This window comes from Streptomyces sp. 1114.5 (assembly GCF_003635085.1).
GTDB lineage: Bacteria > Actinomycetota > Actinomycetes > Streptomycetales > Streptomycetaceae > Kitasatospora.
In genome coordinates this window covers 282358-305383 of record NZ_RBXE01000003.1, presented here as the reverse complement: position 1 = coordinate 305383, position 23026 = coordinate 282358, and the positions used below count along the sequence as shown (strand labels likewise).

General features: G+C 74.7%; 29 protein-coding genes. 7 read left to right on the top strand and 22 right to left on the bottom strand.

Annotation, left to right across the window (positions count from 1 at the left end):
* Window positions 1-267 precede the first annotated feature (267 nt).
* A complete protein-coding gene (locus BX285_RS32760) occupies window positions 268-1344 on the bottom strand; it encodes a threonine/serine dehydratase (protein WP_121179262.1) in 1077 nt (358 codons plus the stop codon).
* Window positions 1345-1540: 196 nt separating this feature from the next.
* Between BX285_RS32760 and BX285_RS32755 the strand changes: the two genes are divergently transcribed.
* Window positions 1541-2218, top strand: a complete 678-nt coding sequence (locus BX285_RS32755) for a TetR/AcrR family transcriptional regulator C-terminal domain-containing protein (RefSeq protein ID WP_121179554.1) — start codon at window positions 1541-1543, stop codon at window positions 2216-2218.
* Between the two features lie 133 nt (window positions 2219-2351).
* On the opposite strand, the gene BX285_RS32750 is transcribed toward BX285_RS32755, so the two are convergent.
* The 3 genes from BX285_RS32750 to BX285_RS32740 form a co-directional block, all read right to left on the bottom strand.
* Complete coding sequence (locus BX285_RS32750) at window positions 2352-3731, bottom strand: FAD-binding oxidoreductase (protein ID WP_220784009.1); 1380 nt, start codon at window positions 3729-3731, stop codon at window positions 2352-2354.
* 257 nt (window positions 3732-3988) lie between these two features.
* Entirely contained in the window at window positions 3989-4231 is a 243-nt protein-coding gene (locus tag BX285_RS32745) for a hypothetical protein (RefSeq protein ID WP_097240636.1), read from the bottom strand.
* Between the two features lie 170 nt (window positions 4232-4401).
* Window positions 4402-5412 (bottom strand): PHP domain-containing protein, encoded by a 1011-nt coding sequence (locus BX285_RS32740; RefSeq protein ID WP_121179553.1) that lies wholly within the window; start codon window positions 5410-5412, stop codon window positions 4402-4404.
* Between the two features lie 190 nt (window positions 5413-5602).
* Here BX285_RS32740 and BX285_RS32735 point away from each other — a divergent pair, with 190 nt between their 5' ends.
* Entirely contained in the window at window positions 5603-6280 is a 678-nt protein-coding gene (locus BX285_RS32735; RefSeq protein WP_097240637.1) for an HAD family hydrolase, read from the top strand.
* Window positions 6281-6389: 109 nt separating this feature from the next.
* On the opposite strand, the gene BX285_RS32730 is transcribed toward BX285_RS32735, so the two are convergent.
* On the bottom strand, window positions 6390-7730 hold the full coding sequence (locus BX285_RS32730) for an NADH-quinone oxidoreductase subunit D (RefSeq protein ID WP_097240638.1): 1341 nt from the start codon (window positions 7728-7730) through the stop codon (window positions 6390-6392).
* A 226-nt stretch (window positions 7731-7956) separates the two neighbouring features.
* Between BX285_RS32730 and BX285_RS32725 the strand changes: the two genes are divergently transcribed.
* Both BX285_RS32725 and BX285_RS32720 read left to right on the top strand, forming a co-directional pair.
* Window positions 7957-9096: an iron-containing redox enzyme family protein gene (locus BX285_RS32725; RefSeq protein ID WP_121179260.1), complete on the top strand. Its 1140-nt coding sequence runs from the start codon at window positions 7957-7959 to the stop codon at window positions 9094-9096.
* Window positions 9097-9266: 170 nt separating this feature from the next.
* On the top strand, window positions 9267-9479 hold the full coding sequence (locus tag BX285_RS32720) for a CDGSH iron-sulfur domain-containing protein (RefSeq protein WP_097240640.1): 213 nt from the start codon (window positions 9267-9269) through the stop codon (window positions 9477-9479).
* A 110-nt stretch (window positions 9480-9589) separates the two neighbouring features.
* Here the strand turns inward: BX285_RS32720 and BX285_RS32715 are convergent, their stop codons facing one another.
* The 7 genes from BX285_RS32715 to BX285_RS32685 all read right to left on the bottom strand — a co-directional run bounded on the left by BX285_RS32715 (window position 9590) and on the right by BX285_RS32685 (window position 15047).
* Complete coding sequence (locus BX285_RS32715) at window positions 9590-10312, bottom strand: methyltransferase (protein ID WP_121179259.1); 723 nt, start codon at window positions 10310-10312, stop codon at window positions 9590-9592.
* Window positions 10313-10317: 5 nt separating this feature from the next.
* A complete protein-coding gene (locus tag BX285_RS32710) occupies window positions 10318-10500 on the bottom strand; it encodes a hypothetical protein (protein WP_121179258.1) in 183 nt (60 codons plus the stop codon).
* 91 nt (window positions 10501-10591) lie between these two features.
* Complete coding sequence (locus tag BX285_RS32705) at window positions 10592-11479, bottom strand: Rieske (2Fe-2S) protein (RefSeq protein WP_097240643.1); 888 nt, start codon at window positions 11477-11479, stop codon at window positions 10592-10594.
* A gap of 49 nt (window positions 11480-11528) precedes the next feature.
* A complete protein-coding gene (locus BX285_RS32700) occupies window positions 11529-12569 on the bottom strand; it encodes a YihY/virulence factor BrkB family protein (RefSeq protein ID WP_183107308.1) in 1041 nt (346 codons plus the stop codon).
* A gap of 79 nt (window positions 12570-12648) precedes the next feature.
* A complete protein-coding gene (locus tag BX285_RS32695; RefSeq protein ID WP_121179256.1) occupies window positions 12649-13716 on the bottom strand; it encodes a zinc-binding alcohol dehydrogenase family protein in 1068 nt (355 codons plus the stop codon).
* 145 nt (window positions 13717-13861) lie between these two features.
* Window positions 13862-14155, bottom strand: coding sequence for a hypothetical protein (locus BX285_RS32690; RefSeq protein ID WP_121179255.1), 294 nt, complete (start codon window positions 14153-14155; stop codon window positions 13862-13864).
* A gap of 217 nt (window positions 14156-14372) precedes the next feature.
* Entirely contained in the window at window positions 14373-15047 is a 675-nt protein-coding gene (locus BX285_RS32685; RefSeq protein WP_121179254.1) for a TMEM175 family protein, read from the bottom strand.
* 253 nt (window positions 15048-15300) lie between these two features.
* Here BX285_RS32685 and BX285_RS37655 point away from each other — a divergent pair, with 253 nt between their 5' ends.
* The 3 genes from BX285_RS37655 to BX285_RS37650 all read left to right on the top strand — a co-directional run bounded on the left by BX285_RS37655 (window position 15301) and on the right by BX285_RS37650 (window position 16376).
* On the top strand, window positions 15301-15720 hold the full coding sequence (locus BX285_RS37655) for an SsgA family sporulation/cell division regulator (RefSeq protein WP_179853111.1): 420 nt from the start codon (window positions 15301-15303) through the stop codon (window positions 15718-15720).
* 76 nt (window positions 15721-15796) lie between these two features.
* Window positions 15797-16063, top strand: coding sequence for a hypothetical protein (locus tag BX285_RS32675; RefSeq protein WP_097240649.1), 267 nt, complete (start codon window positions 15797-15799; stop codon window positions 16061-16063).
* A gap of 163 nt (window positions 16064-16226) precedes the next feature.
* Entirely contained in the window at window positions 16227-16376 is a 150-nt protein-coding gene (locus tag BX285_RS37650) for a hypothetical protein (RefSeq protein WP_183107357.1), read from the top strand.
* Here the strand turns inward: BX285_RS37650 and BX285_RS32670 are convergent.
* From BX285_RS32670 to BX285_RS38010, 10 genes are all read right to left on the bottom strand, one after another.
* The gene (locus BX285_RS32670) at window positions 16360-18231 is read right to left on the bottom strand and encodes a complex I subunit 5 family protein (RefSeq protein ID WP_259470938.1); all 1872 of its coding nucleotides are present in this window, start codon (window positions 18229-18231) and stop codon (window positions 16360-16362) included. The two genes, BX285_RS37650 and BX285_RS32670, sit on opposite strands and share 17 nt — an antisense overlap.
* A gap of 6 nt (window positions 18232-18237) precedes the next feature.
* Complete coding sequence (locus BX285_RS32665) at window positions 18238-18582, bottom strand: sodium:proton antiporter (protein ID WP_097240650.1); 345 nt, start codon at window positions 18580-18582, stop codon at window positions 18238-18240.
* Window positions 18579-19319, bottom strand: a complete 741-nt coding sequence (locus BX285_RS32660; RefSeq protein WP_097240651.1) for an MnhB domain-containing protein — start codon at window positions 19317-19319, stop codon at window positions 18579-18581. The genes BX285_RS32665 and BX285_RS32660 overlap by 4 nt, the downstream gene beginning before the upstream one ends.
* The gene (locus BX285_RS32655) at window positions 19316-19603 is read right to left on the bottom strand and encodes a DUF4040 domain-containing protein (protein WP_121179253.1); all 288 of its coding nucleotides are present in this window, start codon (window positions 19601-19603) and stop codon (window positions 19316-19318) included. The genes BX285_RS32660 and BX285_RS32655 overlap by 4 nt, the downstream gene beginning before the upstream one ends.
* Window positions 19600-19899 carry a monovalent cation/H(+) antiporter subunit G gene (locus BX285_RS32650; RefSeq protein ID WP_101948334.1) on the bottom strand — a complete coding sequence of 100 codons (300 nt, stop codon included), beginning with the start codon at window positions 19897-19899 and terminating at the stop codon, window positions 19600-19602. The genes BX285_RS32655 and BX285_RS32650 overlap by 4 nt, the downstream gene beginning before the upstream one ends.
* Window positions 19899-20156, bottom strand: coding sequence for a monovalent cation/H+ antiporter complex subunit F (locus tag BX285_RS32645; RefSeq protein WP_101948336.1), 258 nt, complete (start codon window positions 20154-20156; stop codon window positions 19899-19901). Before BX285_RS32645 ends, BX285_RS32650 begins: the two co-directional genes overlap by 1 nt.
* Window positions 20153-20632: a Na+/H+ antiporter subunit E gene (locus BX285_RS32640; protein ID WP_121179252.1), complete on the bottom strand. Its 480-nt coding sequence runs from the start codon at window positions 20630-20632 to the stop codon at window positions 20153-20155. Before BX285_RS32640 ends, BX285_RS32645 begins: the two co-directional genes overlap by 4 nt.
* Before the next feature lie 200 nt (window positions 20633-20832).
* The gene (locus BX285_RS37645; RefSeq protein WP_179853112.1) at window positions 20833-20982 is read right to left on the bottom strand and encodes a hypothetical protein; all 150 of its coding nucleotides are present in this window, start codon (window positions 20980-20982) and stop codon (window positions 20833-20835) included.
* A 113-nt stretch (window positions 20983-21095) separates the two neighbouring features.
* Window positions 21096-22157, bottom strand: coding sequence for an SDR family oxidoreductase (locus BX285_RS32630; RefSeq protein ID WP_121179251.1), 1062 nt, complete (start codon window positions 22155-22157; stop codon window positions 21096-21098).
* Between the two features lie 2 nt (window positions 22158-22159).
* Window positions 22160-22882, bottom strand: coding sequence for a DUF6328 family protein (locus BX285_RS38010; RefSeq protein WP_220784008.1), 723 nt, complete (start codon window positions 22880-22882; stop codon window positions 22160-22162).
* Window positions 22883-23026 lie beyond the last annotated feature (144 nt).

The following is a 23026-nucleotide window of genomic DNA, read 5'->3' as shown; positions in this document are numbered from 1 at the left end:
GCTGCCGGCAACGGCCTGTGGCGACGTGTCAGTCATGGCGCCCCCTCCTGATGATCACCGCACGATGACACCGGGGACAGGACACCAGCTCGGGGCGGAGAGCTCCGGCAATGCGAGAGGCGGTCAGCCCATCGGGTGATTCCCCGCGGACGTTCACGTTGCCTCGGGGCCGTCACACCAGGGGACCTTGTCGCCCGCGTGCTGAACACACAGCGACGGGGGCAGCCGAGCTGACGAACCGCTCGGCTGCCCCCGTCGGGCAACCCGTCAGCTCGTCGCCAGGTCGGAGGGGTCGGTGCTGGCTCCGCAGAGCACCACGCAGACCTTCTCGCCACTCGCCGGCCGGTAGCTGCGGCTGAGCGCGTCCGGCCGGCTCGGCAGGTCCGGCCGGCTCGGCAGATCGAGGGTCGGCAGGTCCCGGTTCGGCGTGTGCTGATCCGGACTGGTCAGGGCCGCCAGGGCGGTGGCGGCACCGTGCTCGACGGCGACCCGGCGGTGGCCCCACAGCGCCTGCCGGGCGCGGGCGATCTCGGCGTCCGCCACCAGCACGGAGCGCACGCCGTCCTGTCGGGCGGCGTGCAGGGCCATGGTGGAGGTGCGGCGGGCGCCCAGGGAGTCGGCGGCGATCGAGTCCACGGAGACGTCGACCGGGCGGCCGGCCTCGATCGCGGCGTTCAGCGCCCGGCAGTTCTCCGGCTCCACCGCCACCGTGCGGATGCCGTGGTGCCGGGCGGCGGTGGCGACACCGGCGAACAGGCCGCCGCCGCCGACCGCGACGACCACGGTGTCCAGGCCGGGGATCCGGGCGTGGATCTCCTCCAGCAGGGTGCCGGCCCCTGCGGCGATCAGCGGGTTGTCGTAGGCGTGCGAGGCGAGCGCGCCGGTGGCGGCGGCGAACTCCCCGCACGCGGCCAGCGCTTCGGCGTACTCGGAGCCGACCAGGCGGACATCGGCGCCGTAGCCGCGCAGCTTGGCCACCTTCACCGCCAGAGCGGTCTCGGGCAGGAAGACGGTGGCGCGCACGCCCTGCTGCTGGGCGGCCCAGGCGCACGCCAGCCCGGCGTTGCCGCCCGACGCGATGGTCACCCCGGCGTCGGGCAGGGTGCTCGCGTCGCGGTGGGCCTGGATGAAGTTCTGCGCGCCGCGGGCCTTGAAGGAGCCGGTGTGCTGCATGAACTCCATGGCCAGCCACACCTCGCACGGCTCGACCTCGCGGTCGTCGAGGGGGTCGCGGCGGGCGGTGCGGATCGCGCCCGGATCGACCCAGGACAGGGCGACGGGGCGGACGCGTCCGGCGATGCGGTCAGTGGCGGCCTGGATGTCGCCGTACGTGAGCTGGTGCACGTCGTTGCTCCTGCGATGAGAGGTTCACGACCGGGCGATGAGCCGGCCGGTGGTGGTCAGGCCGAGGAAGAACGCCAAGAGCGGGCCGGGTGGACAGCGGGTCGAGTGCCGTGGTGCGGGGCGTGCCGCCTTCGTGCGCCTCCGTGAGGAGTCAGGGACCTACCCTGGCGATACGGTGTACCGTACGCTGGCTCGCATGCCCGGGCAATCCACTTCCCTGAACCGCGCGACTCCCGAACGGATCGCCGAGCAAGCCCTGTTGATCGTGGATCGGGACGGGCACGCGGCGCTCAGTTTCCGCACCCTGGCCGCCGCGCTGGACATCTCCGTCGCCTCCCTCCAACGCCGCTGCACCGATCTGGCCGGACTGCTCGACCTGGTCACCGACCACCTCGCCGCCCAGCTGCCGGAGATCGAGCCCGGCACCGACTGGGCCGCGGCGACCGAGCGGCGGTTCACCGCGCTGTACGAGCTGCTGACGGCCCATCCGGGCCTGGTCGCCCTGCGCGGCGGCCGACCCTGGCTCGGCCCGCACCTGCTCAAGCGCCTGGTGGAGCCGCAGCTCGCCGAGTCGATCGCGGCCGGCATGAGCCCACAGGAGGCGGTCGGCACCTACCGGCGGCTCTACCTGCTGACCCTGGGCAGCGCGAGCTTCGTCGACCATCGCGACCCCAAGGCCGCCCAGGCCGCCACCCGCCGGGCCCTGGCCGCCCTCGACCCGGACGAGTTCCCGGCGCTGACCGGGCACCTGGCCCAGGTCCTGCGTGCGGTGGTCGACCACGAGGTCTACTTCGGCGCCCTCCGCCAACTGATCGGCGCCGCCGACCCGGCGCGGGCAGTCACCGCTGCCGGACAGGCGGTCGAGGGGAGGTAGGCGCATCGGGTGGCGGCAACTCCGGCGACGGCGCGGTCAGGTGGGAACCGGCGGACAGCAGGAGCAGCCCGCCGGGCTCGCTGCCCCACTACAGCGGCCTCCTGATAGCGCGGGGGTACGAACCGATGGCCGGTCAGGTGGGAGGCGGGATGTTCTGGTTGACACGGAAGAAGTTCTCCGGGTCGTAGCGGTCCTTGAGCGCGGTGAGCCGCTCGAACATGGGCCTGCCGTACGCCTCGACGACCCGCTCCTGTCCCTCCTGGCCGAGGAAGTTGACGTACACCCCGCCCGCCGAGAAGGGCCGCATCGCACTCCAGAACTCCCGGGTCCAGACGATGTGCGGCGCGGAATCGCCGTGCTCCCAGCGGCTGTTGATGTTGAGGAGGTACGGCGCCGCCCGGTGCGTGTACGCGGTGTCCGCCGGCCCGGTCCGGGCAATCGCGCCGCCGAGGAAGGCCAGCTTGATGTCGGAGTGCGGCGAGCTGATCGCCGCGAAGTGCTCGGCGATGGTCGACGCCGCCGCTTCGTCCAGCACGGCCAGGTACTCGGCCTTCCAGTAGTTGGGCACGCCCGGGCCCCAGCCGGGGTCGAGCATCTGCTGCCACTGCACGTACGGCCTCATGCTCACGGTGTCCGCCACTGCGCCCGGCAGTGCTCGCAGCGGCGCCACGACGGCCAGCCCCCGGTTCGGGTCCCCGGCCCAGCACATGCCGACCCGGGCCACCGGCTTGCCCCGCACCGCCTCGGGCAGGAACGGCGCGGACGGCGCCGGGAGGAGGGTGCAGGCCAGCATCAGCTGGTCCGGCGCTTCCAGCATGTGGTCGCGGACCGCGAGGAGCGTCTCGGTCAACCGCTCCGCCGGGACGAACACCGCTCCGCAGAGCACCTGCGGGCCGACCTTGTGCAGCCGGTAGCTGAAGCTGGTGACGATGCCGAAGTTGCCGCCGGCCCCGCGCAGGCCCCAGAGCAGATCCGGATGCTCGGCATCGTCCGCCGTCAGCAGCCGCCCGTCGGCCGTGACGACGTCGGCCTCCAGCAGATTGTCGCAGGCCAGGCCGAGCGCCCGGCTGAGCCAGCCGAAGCCGCCGCCGAGGGTGAACCCGGCGATGCCGGTGGATGACATCAGGCCGCCGGGGGTCGCCAGGCCGAACGCCTGGGTCTCGTGGTCGAAGCCGGCCCAGGTGACGCCTGGCTGGGCGCGGGCGATCCGCCGCTCACGGTCGACCCGGACGCCCGTCAGCTGCGACAGGTCGATCACCATGCCGCCGTCGCAGACCGCCAGCCCGGCGATGTTGTGGCCGCCGCCGCGGACCGCGACCAGCAGGCCGTGTTCCCGGGCCACGGCGACGGCACGCAGCACGTCGGCGGTCCCGGTACAGCGGGCGATCACGGCCGGATGCCGGTCGATCGCACCGTTCCACACGGCCCGGGCCTCGTCGTACGCCAGATCACCGGGCACGATCACCTGCCCCCGGAACCCCTCCCCGAGCGCCGCTGCCGCATTGCCAGCCATGCGTCCCAGCATCGGCCGCCCACCCCGCCCGGGCGCGGGGAGCTCACCCATCCGGGGGCGCCGCGCAGACGCCCGGCACAACTATTCGCTGTGTTTCGGTTCGGAGCGATCCGGCAACGCGAGAGGCGGCCGAGGGAGGTGAGGCGTCGTGCGCATGCCTGCGGCGTGGTGAACAGCCCGGCGTGCATGCCGGCCGCCGACGGTGCCCCCGTCTCCGCTGGAGACAGGGGCACCGGCAGCTGGCGGAGAAGAGGTCACTACAGGCCGAGCCGCTTGCGGATGGCGTCCATCCCATCGGCCATGGCGACGAATTCCGCGATCGTGTACCGGACGCCGAGGATGTCGGGGTTCTGACTGTCGCCTTGGTAGACGCCGACCAGCTGGCCGTTCGCGTCGTTGATCGGCGCGAACGTGGCGCAGGAGCCGTTCGTCTGGCTGAGGGGCGACTTGAAGCGCTCGTCGATGGAGGGGGTCACGTCGTACAGCTCTTGCTTTTCCATACTCACAGTTCCTTGATTGCGGCGCTGATCAGATCCACGGAGGCAGCGGGGCTCAGCGCGTTTCCTTCCAGGCGGTCGCTGCCGGCACCCTGGTCCCGGTCCAGGCCACCGCTGTCCGATCTCCACCGCGGACCCCGACAGTGAGTGGGTGGTGGGGCGTTGCCGGGGCGTCAGGAGTTGGGGCGGGATGTCCAGGCGAGGAGGCGGGGGTAGGGCCAGGTGGTGATCAGGCGGGCGGGGGTGAGGGCGAGGTGGGCGGCGCGGGCGTAGCCGGAGGTGTACCAGTGGAGTTGGTCGGGGGCGTGGGCGTCGGTGTCGACGGCGAAGAGGCAGCCCGCGTCGGCGGCCAGGCGTAGCAGGTCGTCGGGGGGATCGCGGCGTTCGGGGCGGCAGTTGATCTCCACGGCCGTGCCGGACTCGGCGCAGGCGGTGAAGACGGCCTCGGCGTCGAAGCGGGAGGGTGGTCTGCCGCGTCCGGTGACGATCCGGCCGGTGCAGTGGCCGAGGACGTCGGTGCGCGGGTTGCGGACCGCGGCCAGCAGCCGGGCGGTCATCGGTTCCGGGTCGGCGCGCAGTTTGGAGTGGACGGAGGCCACGACGAGGTCGAGTCGGGCGAGCAACTCCGGTTCCTGGTCGAGGGAGCCGTCCTCCAGGATGTCGCACTCGATTCCGGTGAGCAGCCGGAACGGGCCGTGCTCGGCGGCGGCCCCGTTCCAGGCCGCGACGACGTCGAGTTGGCGCCGCAGCCGTTCGGGGCTGAGGCCGTGGGCGATGGTCAGCCGGGGGGAGTGGTCGGTGAGCACGGCCCACTGATGGCCGAGTGTGCGGGCGGCCCGGGCCATGGCCTCGATCGGGTGGCCGCCGTCGGACCAGTCGGAGTGCAGGTGGCAGTCGCCCTGGGCGGCGGCCGCGAGCTGCCAGGCGTCCGCCGCGGCCGGACCGGCCTCGGCCAGGAGGCGGGCGAGGTACGAGGGTGTCGTGCCGGCCGAGGCCTGTGCGATCACCTCGGAGGTGACCGGCCCGACGCCCGGCAGCTGCCGCGCCCGGGCGGCGTCCACCGGGCCGGGCGGCAGGTCGGCGACGGCGTCGGCGGCCGTGTGGAAGGCCCGGACGCGGTAGGGGGAGGCGCCGTTCCACTCCAGGAGGAAGGCGATCCGCCGCAGTGCCCGCGCAGGGGACATGGCCGCGGCGGCTTCGGGCGCGGGGGTCTGCATGGCGGGCGTCTTGCCGTGCTGCAGGCGTCGAAACGCCGTCCGGTAGGACTCGTAGGTCGGGCCGGGGGCCGGGGGGCCGGGGGCGGCGGTCGCGGAGCCACGTGTGGACGTGGCCGGACCGGGCAGGCGCGGCGTGGGGCCGACCGAAGGAGGACCTGTGACCACGACCACGGCGGCGCTCTTCGACGTCGACGGCACCCTGCTCGACACGACCTATTTCCACGCCCTCGCCTGGTGGGAGGCGCTGCGGCAGTACGACCGCACGGTACCGGCGGCCCGGGTCCACCGGGCGATCGGGATGGGCGCCGACCAACTGTTCGACCACCTGCTCGGCCGCGACCGCGACCGGGACGACGACGAGGCGATCGCCGCCGCCCACGACGCGCTCTACGCCGCCTACTGGCCGGTCATCGCGCCGCTGCCCGGCGCCGCCGACCTCCTGCGCGCCTGCGCCGCCCGGGGCCGGCGGATCGTCCTCGCCAGCTCCGCGTCGGAACGGGAACTGACCGCGCTGCGCCGCGTGCTGGACGCCGACGACGTGATCGACGCCGCCACCACCGCCGACGACGTGTCCGCCACCAAGCCCGCGCCGGACCTCGTCCGCGCCGCCCTGGACCGGGCGGACACGGCCCCGGCGGACAGCGTGTTCGTTGGGGACACGGTCTGGGACGTCGTGGCCGCAGGCCGCGCGGGGGTTCCCTGCGTCGCCGTGGAGAGCGGCGGCTTCTCCGCGCAGGAACTCCTCGCCGCGGGCGCCGCCGAGGTCCACCGCGACACGGCCGGCGTGCTGGCCGACCTCGACCGCAGCCTGCTCGCGCAGCGCCCTGCCGCCTGACGGCCGTTCCTCGCCGACGTACGGGCGGAGGCGGACCCCGTACTGCCGCCGGGGGAGGCGGAGCCCGTACCGCCACCGCGCAAGGACCAGCCGCCGACCAGCCGGGCTCTCAGCGGTCGACGCCGCCCATCACCGGGTCGATGCTCGCCACCGCGACGATGACGTCCGCGACCTGTCCGCCCTCGCACATCGCGGCCACCGCCTGCAGGTTGGTGAAGCTCGGGTCGCGGAAGTGCACCCGGTACGGCCGCGTGCCGCCGTCGGAGACGACGTGCACGCCCAGCTCGCCCCTGGCGGACTCGACCGCGACGTAGGCCTGCCCCGGCGGGACGCGGAAGCCCTCCGTCACCAGCTTGAAGTGGTGGATCAGCGCCTCCATGGACTCGCCCATGATCTTGCGGATGTGGTCCAGCGAGTTGCCCAACCCGTCCGGGCCGACGGCCAGTTGGGCGGGCCAGGCGATCTTCTTGTCCGCCACCATGACCGGGCCCGGGCGCAGCCGGTCCAGGCACTGCTCGACGATCCGCAGGGACTGCTTCATCTCCTCCAGGCGGATCAGGAAGCGGCCGTAGGAGTCGGCGCTGTCGGCGATCGCGACCTCGAAGTCGTAGTCCTCGTACCCGCAGTACGGGTCGGTCTTGCGCAGGTCGTGCGGCAGGCCGGTGGCGCGCAGGATCGGGCCGGTGGCGCCGAGGGCCAGGCAGCCGGGCAGGTCCAGGAAGCCGACGTCGACCAGGCGGGCCCTGAAGGCCGGGTTCTTGGTGGCCAGCTTGTCGTACTCGTGCATCCGCGAGCGCAGCAGCTTCACGCCCTCGTGGATCTGGTCCACGGCACCCGGGGGCAGGTCCTGCGCCAGGCCGCCCGGCCGGACGTAGCCGTGGTTCATGCGCAGGCCCGTCACCAGCTCGAAGATGTCGAGGATGACCTCGCGGTCCCGGAAGCCGTAGACCATCAGCGTGGTGGAGCCGATCTCCATCCCGCCGGCTGCCAGCGCCACCAGGTGCGAGGAGATCCGGTTGAGCTCCATCAGCAGCACCCGGATCACGCTCGCCCGCTCCGGGACGTCATCGGTGATGCCGAGCAGCTTCTCGACCGCCAGGCAGTAGGCGGTCTCGTTGAACAGCGGGGCCAGGTAGTCCATCCGGGTCACGAAGGTCGTGCCCTGGACCCAGTTGCGGAACTCCATGTTCTTCTCGATGCCGGTGTGCAGGTAGCCGATGCCGCAGCGGGCCTCCTTCACCGTCTCGCCGTCGATCTCCAGGACCAGGCGCAGCACGCCGTGGGTGGACGGGTGCTGGGGGCCCATGTTGACGATGATCCGCTCGTCGTCCGCCCGTTCTCGTCGTTGCACCGCATCGGCGACCTCGTCCCAGTCGCCGCCGGTGACGGTGTAGACGCGGCCTTCGGTCGTGTCCCGCGCTTCTGCCGACTCGTGCTCGATGCCGCTCATCAGCCGTAAGACCTCCGCCCGGGCGCCGGTCGCGTCCGTCCTTCGATCCTGCCTCCCCGGCGCGGGACGGGGCCACTGGTGGACCGCCGGCCTCCGCCACCCGGAGCCGGCCGACATCGCGTACCGCTGTTTCCCACCCGCGCCTCAGGGCACACGCCCACACGGGCAGGTCCCGCGCAGCGGTGGTCCTGGCCCGGGGCGTCGCCCTGACAACGGAGGAGGCTCGATGACCATCGCCGTCGGCGGGACACCGGCCGACAGCCGCTCGGCTGCCGGACGAGGGGCAGGCGTGACCGCGCCGTCCCGTACGGCCGCGGAGCCGGCTTCCCGCAGTGCGGCGCCGGCCCTGCCCGGCCCGCGCGGACCGGTCAGCGCCGGACTCCTGGCCGCCCTGCGTGCCGCTGCGGACCCGGCCGCGACGTTCGCGCCCGTCGCTCTGAGCGACCCGGGTGACCCGGGTGACCCGGGCGATCCGTGGGGCGAGGACCTCCAACTGGCCCTCTACACCTGTTACGAGCTGCACTACCAGGGTTTCGCCGACGTCGACCCCGACTGGGAGTGGCACCCCTGGCAGCTGGCCCTGCGGTCCGCGCTGGAGCAGGCGTTCCTTGCCGCCGTACGGGCGGCGACCGGCGAACCGCCACCGCTGGCCCGGGCCCTGGCCGGCCTGCTGGCCGACGACACGGGCGGCACCGGCCCCTCCCACCACCTGCTCGACCACGGGGAGCGCTGGCAGGCGCGCGAATACGTGGCGCACCGCTCGCTCTACCACCTCAAGGAAGCGGACCCGCAGATGTGGGTGGTGCCCCGCCTGCCGAACCCGGCCAAGGCCGCGCTGGTCACCGTGCAGTACGACGAGTACGGCGCAGGCCGCCCCGAACGGGCCCACGCGCAGTTGTTCGCCGAGATGATGGCGGACCTCGACCTGGATCCGAGCTACGGGCACTACCTCGACGCCGTCCCCGCGCCCGCGCTGGCGGTGGTCAACCTGATGTCGCTGTTCGGCCTGCACCGCTCCCTGCGCGGCGCGCTGATCGGCCAGTTCGCCACGGTGGAGATCACCTCTCCGCCCGGCGCCGCGCGGCTGGCGGCGGCGCTGGAGCGCCTGGGCGCATCGCCGGCGGGCACCCTGTTCTACCGCGAGCACGTGGTGGCCGACGCCGTCCACGAGCAGCTCGTCCGCCGCACCGTGATCACGCCCCTGGTCGAGGACGACCCCTCGCTCGGCCCCGACATCGCCTTCGGCATCGCCGCCACCACTGCCGTGGAGGCACGGTTCGGCGCCCACGTGGTCGGCTGCTGGCGCGACGGCCGAAGCTCACTCCGCACCCCCCTGACCGCGCTCGCGCCGCAGGCGAAGTCCTGAGGCTCACGGAAGAGTCCTGAGGCTCAAGGATCAGTCCTGAAGCTCAAGGATCACAGCAGACGAACTGGGCAGGTGACACGGCATGCTTTTCCTCCACCCATTTCCGGACCTCGGTACCGGCAGCGTGGCCGCCCCCGGCGAGCGGGCGGACACCTTGGTGGTGGTGCGCGGTGTCCGGCCGTGACGAGGGCCCGGTCACGCGGTTGCGGCTGACCGGGAGCGGCCCGGTGCTCGTCGACGGCCCTGTGGAGATCGTGCTCCCCGACGGCCGGAGCGTGCGGGCCGACCGCCCGGTGGTAGCGCTGTGTACGTGCCGCCGCAGTCGCCGCTACCCGTTCTGCGACACCAGTCACCGCAACAGGAAGGGCGCAGCAGACGACTGAGCGGGCAGCCTCGACGCGCCCTGACGAGGCAGAGCCGACCGGCGACTGACCAGCACGCACCGTCGTCCCCTCACGCACCGTCGTCACCTACCACCCGGGTCGCCGCCCGGTCAGCGTTCGCGGACACCGCGCACCACCACCAGCTCCTCCTCGCGTTCGCCCGGCCCGATCAGTCCGCGCCGCTCGAACAGGGCGGCCCGCGCGCTCATCACCGGCCCGAAGGGCTGCCGCCGCCGGGCCGCCACCTCCGTGCGCAGCCCGGCCGCGCGCAGCTGCGCGAGGGTGGCGGGGACGTCGGCGAGCGAGGACTGCACGAGGAGCAGCACGCCGTGGGCGGCGAGCAGGTCAGGGGCCGTCCGGCAGATCCGGTCCAGGACGAGCCGCCCGTCCGGTCCGGCGTCCCAGGCGAGGGCGGCGCCGTGGGCGGCGGTGCGCCGGCCGTTTCTGCGCCCGCGTGTGCGTCCCGCGGCTCCCGCGGCTCCCGCGGCACCTGCGGCTCCCGCGGTGGGATCGACGGGGACGTACGGGGGATTGGCGGTGATCAGGTCGAACCGGCGGCCCACCACCGGATCCGCCAGGTCGCCCCGGCGCAGCCGGATCCGGCTACCGTGCAGCCGGCTGTTCAGCCAGGCGGTGGCGACGGCTCGGGCGGACAGGTCCACTGCCGTGACCTGCGCACCCGCCTGTGCGGCCACGAGCGCGACGGCGCCCGTCCCGGTGCACAGGTCGAGCACCCGCCCGGAGGCGTCCAGGCGCTCGCGGCGCACGCAGGAGGCCAGCAGCCGGGTGTCCCCCTGCGGTCGGTAGACCCCGGGGGGTCGGAGCAGCAACATGGCGATCAGTTTCCCGGGAGGTGCTGCACCGGGTCGTGGAGGGTCAGCGCGGTGACGTGCCCGGCGGGGACGGCCGCCACCCGGATCCCGGTGCGGTACCCCATCCCGGTGCGCTGCTGGACCGCGGTGCGGTACCGGTGCTCCGGTGCGGCGGCGCGGGGCGGGAGCGCGGGGACGACGGCGGTCATGGTTCCTCCGTGGGGGTGCTCCCGGGCGGCTGCCCCGGGCCCCTGGGACGAAACGCGGCCGGCCCGGCGCTGCGGGGCAGCAGGGTGGTGGTCAGCCCGCGCCGGGCAGGCGGACCTCCAGGTGGTCCGAGAGCACGCGGGTCTCCAGCACCGGCTGGGGCGCGGTGGCGGGCCCGTGCACCACCTGGCCGTCACGCAGCCGGAACTCGCTGCCGTGCCACGGGCAGCGCAGGCAGCCGTCGGCGACGGTGCCCTCGGAGAGCGGCCCGGACAGGTGGGCGCAGCGTTCGGCCAGTACGTGGCACTGCTCGCCGTCGCGGACGACGACCACGGGCAGCTCACCGGCCGTCCGTCGGACGGGCTTCCCGGGCGGGAAGTCCTCCAGCGCGCCGAGGCCGACCCAGTCGGCCGGGGCCAGCCGGTGGACGGCGGCGGCCCGGTCCGGCCCGGCGGCCAGCCGGTAGGCGAGGTGGCCGCCGAGGGCGGCACCGGCGGAGACGGCGGTCAGGCCGGCCAGGCCGAGCAGTCGGCCCCGGGCGTGGCGGCCGCGGCAGCGGGCCAGCAGGGACCCGGCGTACAGCAGCACCCCGGCGGTGTTGGAGAGCGCGTGCACCAGGCCGGTGCGGCGGCGCGGCGGATCGAGCCGGGCCCAGTCCACCCAGCCCGCCAGCGCGGCCGGGCCGGCGGCCAGCAGGCCCGCCGCCACCAGGGCGTCGGCCGACCTGCGGCCGCCGGGGGTGAAGTCCAGCAGGCCGGCCGACGTCCAGCAGCCGAGCGGCAGCTGGACCAGCGCCGGGTGGAGCGGATGGCCGAGCCAGACGCCGTGCAGCGCGTCGCGGTACGGGCCGAGCGGGAGGGCTTCCACCGCGTCGGCGAGCGGCCCGGCCGGGGTGTCGAGGACGTCCCAGTGCTCCGGCGCCTCCAGGGCGTGGCGCAGCCGGCGGGACCAGGGGCGGGTGTGCAGGGGTGAGGTGTTCATACCGAGCGGCTAGCCGGGCGGCGGCCGGTCAAACCCGGGCACGGGATCCTCACGGGCGGTCGGTGTCCGAGGGGCGGTCGTCGGTCTGCGCCTCCCCGGGCTCTTCCTCCCCGCCGTGCGCCTCGTCGTCCTGCTCCTCGTCCTGGAACGACACGTCCACGTGCTGCTCGGGCCGACGTTCCTCCTGACGTGCGACGGAGGACAGGACGGCTTCGTCGGCGGCCGTGAGCGGCGGCTGCAGCAGGCTGCGCGGCCACAGGCGTCGGGCGAGCACGACGTTGGTCTCGGCCGCGTAGACGGTGATCTGCGCGGTGAGGTAGAGCCAGAAGAGCAGGCCGATGACGGTCGCGAAGAAGCCGTAGACCTGGCTCGCGTGGCGCAGCTCGTGGGTGACCAGGAGCGAGCCGCCGGCCTGGAGGGCGGTGAACAGCGGTCCGGCGAGCGCGCAGCCCGGCCACAGCGAGCGGGTGGGGATCTCGCGCGGGGTGAGCACCCGGAAGCAGGCCAGGCACAGGGCGGTGTTCACCAGTGCCGAGACGGCCAGGCCCCCGATCCGGGCGGGCACCCCGCCCAGGGCGGTGGCGACCAGGGCGGCGGCCGCCGTGCCCAGCAGCAGCCCGGTGCCCAGGACGGCGAACAGCAGCAGGCTGCGCGCCAGCCGCGGCCAGTAGCCGGGCCGCTGGACCCCGGGCACGTTCCAGACCTCGGCCATCGCGTGCTGCAGGACCTGGGCGATGCCGAGCGCGCCGTACAGCATCCCGAGCGCGCCGATGAGCAGGGCCAGGCCGCTGCCCTGCAGGGAGTGGACGTTCTGGCGCAGTTGGTCGCCGATGATCGGGAAGTCGGCGAGCGCGGAGTCCAGCACCGAGCGCTGGGCGCCGGGATGGCCGTGCAGGACGAACCCGAGGACGGTGCTGAGCAGGAGCAGCAGCGGGATCAGCGCGACGAAGCCGTAGTAGGTGATCAGCGCGGCCAGCAGCCCGCCCCGGTCGTCCCCGTACTTGCGCACCACACCGACCACCACGGCGGATGGCCGGTGGCGCTGCTGGAAGCCGTCCACACCCCGCAGGGCCCGCTCGATCGGGTTCACACGGCGCGTCTGCCCGACCGTGCCGTCCCGACACCCACTGCCCGGAGCGTTCGGACCATCCGGCTGCCCGGCTGCCCGGCTACTCAGTCATGAGCACCGCGACGCCCGTCACGCGGTCCCCGGCGAGGTCCGCGAGCGCGGTGTCGGCCTGGCGCAGGGGGTAGCGGGTGAGGTGGACCGACGGGCGGGTTCGGGCGGCTTCCGTGAGGTAGGCCAGGCCGTCGGCCCGGGTGTTGGCGGTGACGCTGCGCAGCGTGCGCTCCTGGAAGAGGTGGCGCTGGTAGTCCAGCGCGGGGATGTCCGTGAGGTGGATGCCGGCCACGGCGAGCGTGCCGCCGCGGTCGAGTGCGGCGAGGGCGACCGGTACCAGTTCGCCGGCCGGGGCGAAGAGGATGGCGGCGTCCAGCCGCTGCGGGGGCGGGGCGTAGGAGTCTCCGGCGAAGTCGGCGCCGAGCTCCAGGGCCAGCCGGCGGGCGTTCGCGCCGCGGGTGAACACGTGCACCCGTGCGCCGCGGGTGAGGGCGAGTTGGGCGGTCAGGTGCGCGGACGCGCCGAAGCCGTAGAGGCCCAGCAGCCCGCCTTCGGGCAGTTCTGCCCGTTCGAGGGCCCGGTAGCCGATGATCCCGGCGCACAGCAGCGGGGCGAGCTCCTCGGCGGGCGGGCCCTCGGGCAGCCGGTAGGCGAAGCGGGCGTCGGCGGTGAGGTACCGGGCGTAGCCGCCGTGCCGGTCCCAGCCGGTGTAGCGCGAACCGGGGCAGAGGTTCTCCCGCCCGCTGCGGCAGTAGGCGCAGCTGCCGCAGGTCCCGGCCAGCCAGGCCACCCCGGCCCGGTCCCCGACCGCGAACTCCCGGACCGCGGTGCCGGCCGCCCGTACGTGCCCGACCGCCTCGTGCCCGGGCGTGCACCTGGCCGTCCGGGGGGCCAGGTCGCCCTCCGCGAGGTGCAGGTCGGTACGGCACACCCCGCAGGCCTCCACCTCCACCAGGATCTCCTGCGGCCCCGGCGCGTCCGGTGGCCGCCGCACCCGCACCAGCGGGCCCGGTGCCGTCCCGCCCGGTGCCGTCCCGCGGACCGGCCCGGCGACCGGCCCGGGGTGGTCCACCACCCACGCCTCGGATTCCGCCGGCAACGGTGCCGCCGTGGTCATCGCCGCCTCCTTCCCAGGCCCGTCACCCGTTCCCACGCGACCCGTTTCCAGCCTGCGCCGGGAGCGGCAGCACCGCAGACCGGCGGTACGGGGGGTACGGCGATACCGGGCGCTCGGCACGGGTGGCGGCCCGTCGTCCACCGCCTCACAGGGCGTGGGCGAGGACCCGGCAGGACCAGCGGGCGAGCCGGCACCATCCTCGGGCCGTGCCGCCCAGGGCCAGGTACCACCCGATGCCGAACGGCAGGGCGATGGCGAACCAGGACGGGGGTGCCAGCTCGCCGGGCCGCCGGGCACCCTCGCGCGCCCAGCGGCGGCACCGCGAGACGCCCCGGCGGGTCCAGCCGGCGCAGCGGTCGGCGCGCCCGGACCAGCGTGCCGAGGCACGCAGCAGCCCGGTGTGCCAGTCGTCGCGCCGTCGGGCGATCGCGGTCGGCATCGCGGGCTCCGTGGCGAGGACCGCGGGTGGGCGGTCGGGAGGTGGGTGGTCCTGCCACCAGCGTGTCCCTCCGCGGGCTCGGGCCGCAACGCCGGCCGGCGGCCGGGCCGGTCGGACCTCTGCGGCCCGGAGCGGGCGCCGGGGCCGGGTCAGGAGCCGAACATCCCTGAGAAGGCCCGTGGTTGGTGTCTCCGGCGCGACGTGCTGCGGGGCGCGGTCAGGAGGTCCGGCGGGCCGGGGCGAGTTGGTCGTAGCAGTAGTAGACGGCGATGAGGGCGTGGGTGGCGAGCATGGCGACCGGGCTGAGGTAGGCGAGGCCGACGGTGGCGAGGTAGGCCACGCCGCCGATGCCGAAGCGGCGCAGGGCGGCGCGGCGGGCCTCGGGGGGCACGGGGGTGTGCAGGGCGCGGGCGTCGCGGGTGAAGGAGAGGAAGAGCAGCGAGAAGGCGATGCCCATGGAGACCATCGTCGCGGCGTAGAGCGCGGCGGCCGTACTGGCGTCGTCGTGGCCCGCGGTGAGGTAGGTGGCGAGCAGGCGGGTGGGGTAGGGGATGACGGAGACGGTGAGCAGCAGGAAGAGGTTGGCGAACAGGGTGCGTCGGTCGACCCGGCGGGCGAGGGCGCACATGGCGTGGTGGTTGATCCAGATGATGCCGATGACCAGGAAGCTGACCAGGTACGCGAAGTAGCCGGGCCACTGGCGGCCGAGGGCGTGCAGGAGGGTTTCGCCGTGCAGGGTGTCGGGCTCGGGCACCTGGAGGTCGAGCACGAGCAGGGTGATGGCGATGGCGAGGACGCCGTCGCTGAAGGCTTCGAGGCGGGCGGTGCTGAAGCCCGTCCGGGGGGCCACCGGGGAGGCGCCGGTCTCGTGGGGCTCGTCGGCGGGCGTCATGTCGGCTCTCCAGGGGCGTGGACGGGCAGTGCGGGGCCCGTCGGAGGCGAGAAGGCTACCGGTTCGGATCGGCCGCTCCGGCCTCTCCGGCCTCACCGTGCCGGTGATCGGCTTGACGGACGGTCAACGTGCGTGTGACGTACTGGAGTTGTGCAGATATCGAGTCTGCCGACTGGTGGGTGGAAGCCGGGGTAGGCGCCGTGGGCCAGGAGCTGCCGCGCCCGCGGCCGGCGCACACCAGGAAGGTGATCAGATGCAGAAATCCGCTGTCCGCCCGATGCCCGTCACGTTTCCCGACAGCGCCGCGCCCGACGTCCCGATCGATGCGGAACTCCGCTTCGACGCCGCGCTCCCGCACGCGGCGTGCCTGGCGTTCCCCTTCGCGCTCAACGGCTGCCCGGGTGGGGGCGAGCTCTGCTGGTACTTCAGCCGCGACCTGTTGAACGAGGGCCGCCATGCCCCGGCCGGCTGCGGGGACGTCAAGGTCAGGCCCGGGCCCGCCGGCGAGGTCCTGATCACCCTGCGGAGCCCCGACGGCCAGTCGGTGCTCAGCGCACCGGAGGACGTCGTCACCGCCTTCCTCGTGGACTCCTTCACCCTGGTGCCCGCAGGGTCGGAGGCCGACCACCTGGACGTCGACGCGGCGCTCGCCCGGTTGTGCGCCGACGACTGACCCGGTGGGCAGGAGCGGCCGCCTCGAACGGCCCACCCCGGGTGTGCGTCCGGCGGCGGTGCCCGAGGCTCGGAGCATGGCATCGATCATCGTGCTCTTCGAGCTGGAGCCCGAGGCGGCCATCGGCGCGGAGGGTGTCGAACCCGCCGTGATCGCGGTGCACGCCGCCGGGGCCGATCCCGAGGTGCCCGAGGACCCGCAGCCGTACACGCTGTGCGGGCTGGAGACGGGCCCGATGGAGCACAGCCACTACCGGGCGGCCAGGCCCGGCGAGCCCTGGTACCCGGCCGCGCTCGCCGATCAGCGCTGCCAGGAGTGCGAGCGCGCCCTGCGCACGCTGTGAGCGGACGACCAACTCACCGGCAGGCCTTCAATGTGATTAGCCCGCTATCACGAACTCGCTTTGTGCGCCAGGGGGTTGTGTGAGGTTTCGTGCGTCAACCCAACGAGTCGACCCCGGCGGTGGTGGAACACCCCGGGGCCCGGCACTGGAGCAGCAACTCCGGATGCAGATTCATCGTAGCGTCTCTGAGCGGGACTTCGCCGTACTTCCCAACGCGGTGCTCCAGAACCGGCGGTTGTCCTTCACCGCCCGCGGGCTGCTCGCGGACCTCCTCTCCCGCCCGGACGGCACCTCGTTCAAAGTTGCGCGGTGAGCGCGACCAGCAGGGCCGCCAGCCCGACCGTCAGCCACGCCACGTAGTCGCCGAGGAGTCCGGAGTGGAGGCGGCGCAGCGGCAGGACGGTGACCCGGTGGAGCCCGCCGGTGCCGCGCCTGGGGTCGCGGCGGACGGCGGCGGTGGCCAGGCCGACAGCCAGCAGGGCGGAGAACAGGCCGAGGCCGATCCCGGCGCCCGTCCACCAGGCGTCGGGGGCGGGCCCGGGCCCGGGCGGGACGACGCCCGGGTGGGCCAGGGTGTCGGCGAGGTAGCCGTCGCGGTCGGTGAAGGCGGCGGCGCCCGCCGCGAGTGCCCGCCCCACGCCGGGCAGCACGCCGACGGCCAGGCAGCCGGCCAGCAGCAGTCCGGGCACGAGCAGCATCGACGCGGGCGGTCGGCGGCCCGGGGTGCGGATCTCGGGCTCCTCGCCCTCGCCGCTGGTCGCGGCCGTCTCGGGGTGTTCCTCGGGCGGGGCGCCGACGCCGCCGAAGACCCGCAGGCCGGCCCGCAGCACCGCGCCGCCGGTCACGGCCGACACCAGCACGAACAGGGCGGGCAGCCAGGCCAGTTCGTGCCCGGCGGCTTCTTCGGCCACGGCCTTGCCGAGGCCGGTGCCGAACGGCGGCAGTCCGGCCAGGGCCAGCGCGCCCAGGCCGAACAGCAGCCCGGGCAGGCGCAGTTCGCGGGCGCGGCCGTGCAGCCCGTGTTCGTCGACCGAGCCGTACCGGTCCAGCAGGACGCCGGTGAGGCCGAACAGCGCGGCCTTGGCGCCCGCGTGGGCGGCGACGTACACGGCCGTGCCGGCCAGTCCGGCCGGGGTGAGCAGGGCGGCGCCGACCAGGAACAGGCCGACGTGTCCGACGGTGGAGAACGCCAGCATCCGCTTGAGGTGCCGCTGTTGCCAGCACATGACGGCGCCGACCAGGGCGGTCAGCACGCCGAAGGCGAGCAGGGTGTCGCGTACGACGGCGTCCGGCAGGCCGCCGGGGCCGGCGAACACCACCCGGTGGATGCGGGCGGTGCCGTAGACGCCGAGTTCGACCATGATCCCGGAGAGCAGCATGCAGACCGGGCTCGGGGCGACGGCGTGCGCGTCCGGCAGCCAGAAGTGGAAGGGCACCGCCGCGGCCTTGACCAGCGGGCCGGCCAGGACCAGGACGAAGGCGACGACCAGCAGGGCGTCCGGGCCGTGGCCGGGCGTGGCGAGCCGGTCGAGCTCGGCGCCGATCTGGGCGAGGCCGAGCTCGCCGGTGCGGGCGTAGAGCAGGCCGATGCCGAGCAGGGAGAGGTAGGCGGCGGCCGAGTTGACGAGCCCGAAGGCGAGGGCGCCCTGCAGCGGGCGCGGGTCCTCGATGCGGTAGCCGGTGAGCGCGTAGGCGACGGCGCCCATCAGCTCGAAGAAGACGAAGGCATCGAAGAGGTCGCCGGTGAGCGCGAACCCGCACAGGCCGGCCTCGAAGAGCAGCAGCAGCGCGGGGAAGAGGCCGCCCTCCCGGCCGGAGGGCTCCTCGAAGTAGCGCCAGGCGTAGCAGAGCACGGCCAGGATCAGGGCGGCGGCGAGCAGGGCCAGCCCGCTGCCGAGGCGGTCGGCGACCAGGACGATGCCGACGCTGTGCCCGCCGCTCGGGTTCCAGCCGCCCAGCCAGGACACCGCCCGGCCGTCCGGGCTGGTGCGGGCCCACAGCAGGGCGAGGCAGAGGACGTCGGCGGCGGCGAGGGCGGTGGCGAGCGCGTCGCGGCCCAGGCGGGGCAGCCGGCGGCCCGCGACGGCGAGGACGGCCGCTCCCAGCAGGGGGATCGCGACGGCCAGTGGCAGCAGGTCGGCGGTGTGCAAGGGATCGGCGGTGTGCAAGGGCCGTCACCCCCGCAGCCCGGTCAGGTCCTCCGGGTCCACCGTGCCGTGTCGCTTGCGCAGTTGGACGACCAGGGAGAGCAGCAGGGCGGTGACGGTCGCGCCGACGACGACGTCGGTGAGCGCGAGGGCCTGGACGACCGGGTCCACCACCGGGGCATCGGTCGGCAGGTCGGAGAAGACGGGGGCGGTGGCGCCGCGGCGGTAGCCGACCGCGAGCAGCAGGACGTAGGTGGAGGACTGGGCGACGGCCAGGCAGCCGACGGCCTGGACCAGGTCGCGGCTGGTGACCAGCCCGTACAGACCGGCGAGCAGGATCCACCCGGCGGCGAGGTAGGGGAAGACGCTCATCGACTGCTTCCGCGGGGGACGACCTCGACCGCCTGGTCCAGGAAGTGGGCGAGCAGCACCACCACGCCGGAGGCGACCTCCACGCCGACGACGGCGTTGACCACCGCCACCAGTCCGCTGGAGGAGAGCGTGTTGAAGGTGCCGAGCGGCAGGGTGTTGGCGAGGTAGCCGGCGCCCTCCGCCAGGCCGATCAGGCCGAGGGCGGCGAACGTCCCGGCGGCCAGCGCGTCCGCCACGTCGAGCACGGCCAGCGGGCGGATCCGTTTGAGCACGCGGTAGTCGGCGGCGACGTACGCCAGGTGCAGCGCGGTGGCCAGGGCGACGCCGCCCTGGAATCCGCCGCCGGGGCTCAACTGGCCGTGCGCCACGAGGTATCCGCCGGTCAGCAGGGTGACGGGTAGCAGTGTGGCACCGAACAGCCGGGTGGTCGGCAGGACCGGTTCGGCGGCCGGACGGCGCTTGTGCTCGTCCCGGGCCAGGCGCAGCAGCATGCCCGCGCCGAGGACGGAGCCGAAGAGGATGGACTCCTCGCCGAGGGTGTCGAAGGCGCGCTGGTCGAAGTTGACGGCGGACACGATGTTGGCGGTGCTCCTGGCCAGTCCGGCCGCCACCGCCCGTTCGCCGTACGGGTGTCGGGCGCCGCCGAAGCCGGGCAGCCGGCCGGCGGCGGCGATCAGGCCGGCGGCGAGGACGGCGGCGGCGGTCAGGAACAGCCGCAGCCGGGCGGTGCGGCTCACTCGGGCCGGTCCGTACGGTCGGGGCGTTTCCCGCGCTCGCCGGGGTGCTCCTCGCGGCGCACCCGGCGGACGGTGAGCAGGATCAGCAGCGGGGTGATCGCGCTGCCGACGCCGAGTTGGGAGAGCGCGACGTCGGGGGCCTGGAGCACGGTGAACAGGGCGGCGAGGCAGAGCCCGAGCAGGGCGAGCACGGCGGCCTGGCGGACCGGGTCGCGGGTGAGCGCGGCGGCGGTCGCGGTGACGGCGGTGAGCAGCAGGGCGATCACGATCAGGGTGTCGGTCACCGGTTCGCCTCCCGCCCGGCTTCGGCGCGGACGGTCGCCCGGGCGATGGCCATCGTGGTGACGGTGCCGCCGGCCGCCAGCAGTACCCCGATCACCAGCAGCTTGACGGCCGCCCTTCCCGGGCCGGTGTCCACGGCGAGCGCGAGGGCGACGAGCGGAGCGCCGAGCGTGGCCGCGGGGGAGAGGGCGTGCAGCCGCAGGTACGGGCCGGGGAGCAGGACGAGCCCGAGGGCCCCGAGCAGCAGGGCGGCCGTACCGGCGCAGAGCAGCACCAGGGCGAGGACGTGGCGGTCCATCAATGCTCCTCGCCGGCCAGGAAGCGGGTGAACACCAGGGTGCCGGCGGGGGCGAGGACGGCCAGGTCGAGGGCGAGGTCGGTGTAGGAGCTGCGGCTGAAGCCCTGGGCGAGCAGCAGCAGGAGGACGGAGGTCAGGGTCGCGGCGAGGTTGAGTCCGGCCAGGCGCTGCGGCGGCTCTCCGCGCAGCCCGAGCAGCAGGCAGGGGGCGACGCCGCCGGCGCCCAGGAAGGCCGCCGCCAGCAGCCAGGCGTTCACCGCGCGCCGCCCGTCGATGCGCCGCCCGTCGCTGTGGTGTCCGTCAACGCGCGTTCCAGCGAGGAGACTTCACGGCCGAGTGCGTGCACGGTCAGGGTGCCGTCCTCGGTTGCGACGACGTACCCGCCGGGTGTTGCCGAGAACAGGGCGGCCGCCCAGGCGCGCCCGGTGCCGGGCGCGAGGCGGAGGGTGCGGAAGCCGCTGCCGCGCCGGTGTGCGGGCGACAGGACGGCGAGCGCCAGCCGGCCGGTGTCGGCGAGCAGGGTCCACGGGAACGCCCGGAGTGCGTGGGCGAGTCGGGCCGGGCCGCCCGGGGTGGCCCCGGAGGCGCGCCGCACCGCGAGGGCGCCCAGCGCCCCGAGGAGCGCGATGCCGCCGCCGACCGCCACCTCCAACGGCGTGACCGAGCTGATCAGCACGGTGTTCAGCAGCAGCAACAGGCCCCACCAGAGCAGGAGTTCGGTCACCGTTCGCATCGCACGACCCCCGTTCCGGCCGTACCGGCCCTCCGCCGTCTTGGCGGGCGGCCCCCAGGTGTACCGTCCGGCCGGGGAGCGCGTCCCGCGCGCAACGCCGCCGCGTGCGGGATCGTCGTGGCGGACCACCCGTTCGCCGCAGCGCGGGAACGGGCGGTCCGATCATCGGCTGGGTGGGGAGGGGCGTCCTCCGGGCGGGCTCAGTCGGGCGGTTCCTGGGTCGCCGCCGGTTCGGCGGCCGGCTCGGTCACCTCGTACTCCGGGCCGTCCTGCGGGCCCTTCTCCTCCTCGTGCCCGGGCGGTGGCGCGCCCTCGCCGGTCATCCTGGACTCCGGAGTCTCCACGGACACCGGCGGCTCCTTCGGTGTGGTCGGTTCCTTCGGGACTGGGTGGTCCTGGTCGCGCATGCGTCTCAACTCCTCGGGGACGGCGGGTGGTCGGGAACGAGTGGTCGGGAACGGGGTCAGGGGAGCTTCCTTCCCCGGGCGAGGGCGCCGGCCGTCGCGCCGAGCAGGGCCGCGCCGCCGGCGGCGAGCAGGCCGTGGTGCTGGGAGGCCCACAGCTGGGCGCTGCGGTCGCGGGACTCGGCGTCGAAGCGGCCGTGGGCGCCGTGGTCCTGCGCCGCATCGACCGGGGTCCAGAGGTTGGCCTGGTCCCCGGCACCGGTCGTCCGCTCCTCCGACGGCCGCTCCTCCGACGGCCGCTCGTCCTCCGGCCCCTCCTGCTGGGCGTCGAGGCCCGTGCGGGCGAGGTAGCGGTCCAGCAGTCCGGGGGCGACCGCGTTGGCGATCAGGGTGGCGGCGGTGCTGGCGCCCACCCAGTACTCCCGCCGTCCGGGGTGGTCGGCGGCGTAGCGGACGGCGCGGGCGGCGAGTTCGGGCTGGTGGACCGGGGGGACGGGCCGGGCCCGGCCGGGCAGCCGGTTCAGCACCCAGTCGAACTGCGGGGTGTTGACGGCGGGCAGCTGCACCATCGTCACCCGCACGCTCGAACCGCCCGCCAGCAGCTCGCAGCGCAGCGCCTCGTGCCAGCCCTGCAGGGCGTGCTTGGCGCCGCTGTAGGCGGTCTGCAGCGGGATGCCGCGGTAGGCGATCGCCGAGCCGACCTGCACGATCGTGCCGTGGTCGCGCGGCAGCATCCGGCGCAGCGCGGCGCGGGTGGCGTTGACGTAGCCCAGGTAGGTGACCTCGGTGACGCGGCGGAACTCCTCCGGGCTGATCTCGGTGAACGGCGCGAACACCGACGCGAAGGCGTCGTTGACCCAGACGTCGATGGGTCCGAACTCCTCCTCGGCCCGGGCCGCCACCGCCTCGCAGGCCCGTGGATCGGCGACGTCCGCCGGGACCGTGCACACCGGTGAACCCGCTGCCTCGGCCTCGGCCGCGGCGGCGCGCAGCCCGGCCGCGCCGCGGGCGACCAGCACCAGGCGGTTGCCGGAGGTGGCGAAGGCCCGGACGCAGGCCCGGCCGACGCCGGCGGTGGCGCCGGTGACGACCACGGTGCGGGGGCGTGAAGGCGTACGCATCGTCATGGCGCGCGCCTTTCCCGGGGGGCGTCGCCGAAACGCCACGACGGCCGTCCCGGCCCGGGTGGTTTCCGGCCCGTGCCCGTGCCCGTGCCCGTGCCGGTACCGGTACCGGTGCCCGGGTCGATCTCGGTGGGCTCGCCGAGATCGGGGTCGGTGGGCGGCCGGGTGCAGTGGCCGTTGTGCCGGCGCAGGTGCTGGACCGGCAGGGCCAGCCAGCACGCCACGAACCAGAGCATCACCGCCCCGGCGATCCAGCCCGCGATCACCGGCCCCGCCGCGACCCGGAGCAGGAGCAGCAGGGCCGAGCCGATGGTCAGCGCCAGCAGCGCCAGGCCCCCGCCCACCAGCCGCGCCGCGGCGTCCACCAGCTGGGGCTTGAGCCGGCGCCCGGCGAGGATCCGGTGGTACGCGACCGGGGCGGTCAGCGCACCGGTGGCGAGGGCGCCGAGGACGACCGTGACCACGTACAGGCCGCGGTCGAAGCCGCCGAGCTCGGCGAAGCGCGGCATGAAGACCACGCTCAGCAGGAAGCCGAACAGCACCTGGGAGCCGGTCTGGGCGACCCGCACCTCCTGGAGCAGGTCGCCCCACCGCCGGTCGGCCCGCTCCTCCGGCGACTCCCGGCGGCCGGTCCGGGGCCGGGGGCGGTGGGCGCCGTTGTTCGGGCTGCTGTCCGGGGCGTGGTACGAGCCGCTGTCCGGGCGGGTCTCCGGCGTCGCCATGGTGAATCGCCTCCGCTTCCTCCTCGGCAGAGCGTGTAGCCGCCGCCGGACCGGACAAACGCCCGGTGCGCGGCCGGTGGGCCCTGCACCGCGCCTGGCTCCGTCCGTCCGGCGGTCCGTGCGCGGCACGACGATCGCGCGGCA

Coding starts and splice junctions, on each gene's coding strand:
- BX285_RS32755 (WP_121179554.1), top strand. CDS start 1,541: ATGCCCGGGCAATCCACTTCCCTGAACCGCGCGACTCCCGAACGGATC.
- BX285_RS32750 (WP_220784009.1), bottom strand. CDS start 3,731: ATGGCTGGCAATGCGGCAGCGGCGCTCGGGGAGGGGTTCCGGGGGCAG.
- BX285_RS32745 (WP_097240636.1), bottom strand. CDS start 4,231: ATGGAAAAGCAAGAGCTGTACGACGTGACCCCCTCCATCGACGAGCGC.
- BX285_RS32740 (WP_121179553.1), bottom strand. CDS start 5,412: ATGTCCCCTGCGCGGGCACTGCGGCGGATCGCCTTCCTCCTGGAGTGG.
- BX285_RS32730 (WP_097240638.1), bottom strand. CDS start 7,730: ATGAGCGGCATCGAGCACGAGTCGGCAGAAGCGCGGGACACGACCGAA.
- BX285_RS32725 (WP_121179260.1), top strand. CDS start 7,957: ATGACCATCGCCGTCGGCGGGACACCGGCCGACAGCCGCTCGGCTGCC.
- BX285_RS32715 (WP_121179259.1), bottom strand. CDS start 10,312: ATGTTGCTGCTCCGACCCCCCGGGGTCTACCGACCGCAGGGGGACACC.
- BX285_RS32710 (WP_121179258.1), bottom strand. CDS start 10,500: ATGACCGCCGTCGTCCCCGCGCTCCCGCCCCGCGCCGCCGCACCGGAG.
- BX285_RS32705 (WP_097240643.1), bottom strand. CDS start 11,479: ATGAACACCTCACCCCTGCACACCCGCCCCTGGTCCCGCCGGCTGCGC.
- BX285_RS32695 (WP_121179256.1), bottom strand. CDS start 13,716: ATGACCACGGCGGCACCGTTGCCGGCGGAATCCGAGGCGTGGGTGGTG.
- BX285_RS32690 (WP_121179255.1), bottom strand. CDS start 14,155: ATGCCGACCGCGATCGCCCGACGGCGCGACGACTGGCACACCGGGCTG.
- BX285_RS32685 (WP_121179254.1), bottom strand. CDS start 15,047: ATGACGCCCGCCGACGAGCCCCACGAGACCGGCGCCTCCCCGGTGGCC.
- BX285_RS37655 (WP_179853111.1), top strand. CDS start 15,301: ATGCAGAAATCCGCTGTCCGCCCGATGCCCGTCACGTTTCCCGACAGC.
- BX285_RS32675 (WP_097240649.1), top strand. CDS start 15,797: ATGGCATCGATCATCGTGCTCTTCGAGCTGGAGCCCGAGGCGGCCATC.
- BX285_RS37650 (WP_183107357.1), top strand. CDS start 16,227: ATGCAGATTCATCGTAGCGTCTCTGAGCGGGACTTCGCCGTACTTCCC.
- BX285_RS32665 (WP_097240650.1), bottom strand. CDS start 18,582: ATGAGCGTCTTCCCCTACCTCGCCGCCGGGTGGATCCTGCTCGCCGGT.
- BX285_RS32650 (WP_101948334.1), bottom strand. CDS start 19,899: ATGGACCGCCACGTCCTCGCCCTGGTGCTGCTCTGCGCCGGTACGGCC.
- BX285_RS32640 (WP_121179252.1), bottom strand. CDS start 20,632: ATGCGAACGGTGACCGAACTCCTGCTCTGGTGGGGCCTGTTGCTGCTG.
- BX285_RS32630 (WP_121179251.1), bottom strand. CDS start 22,157: ATGCGTACGCCTTCACGCCCCCGCACCGTGGTCGTCACCGGCGCCACC.
- BX285_RS38010 (WP_220784008.1), bottom strand. CDS start 22,882: ATGGCGACGCCGGAGACCCGCCCGGACAGCGGCTCGTACCACGCCCCG.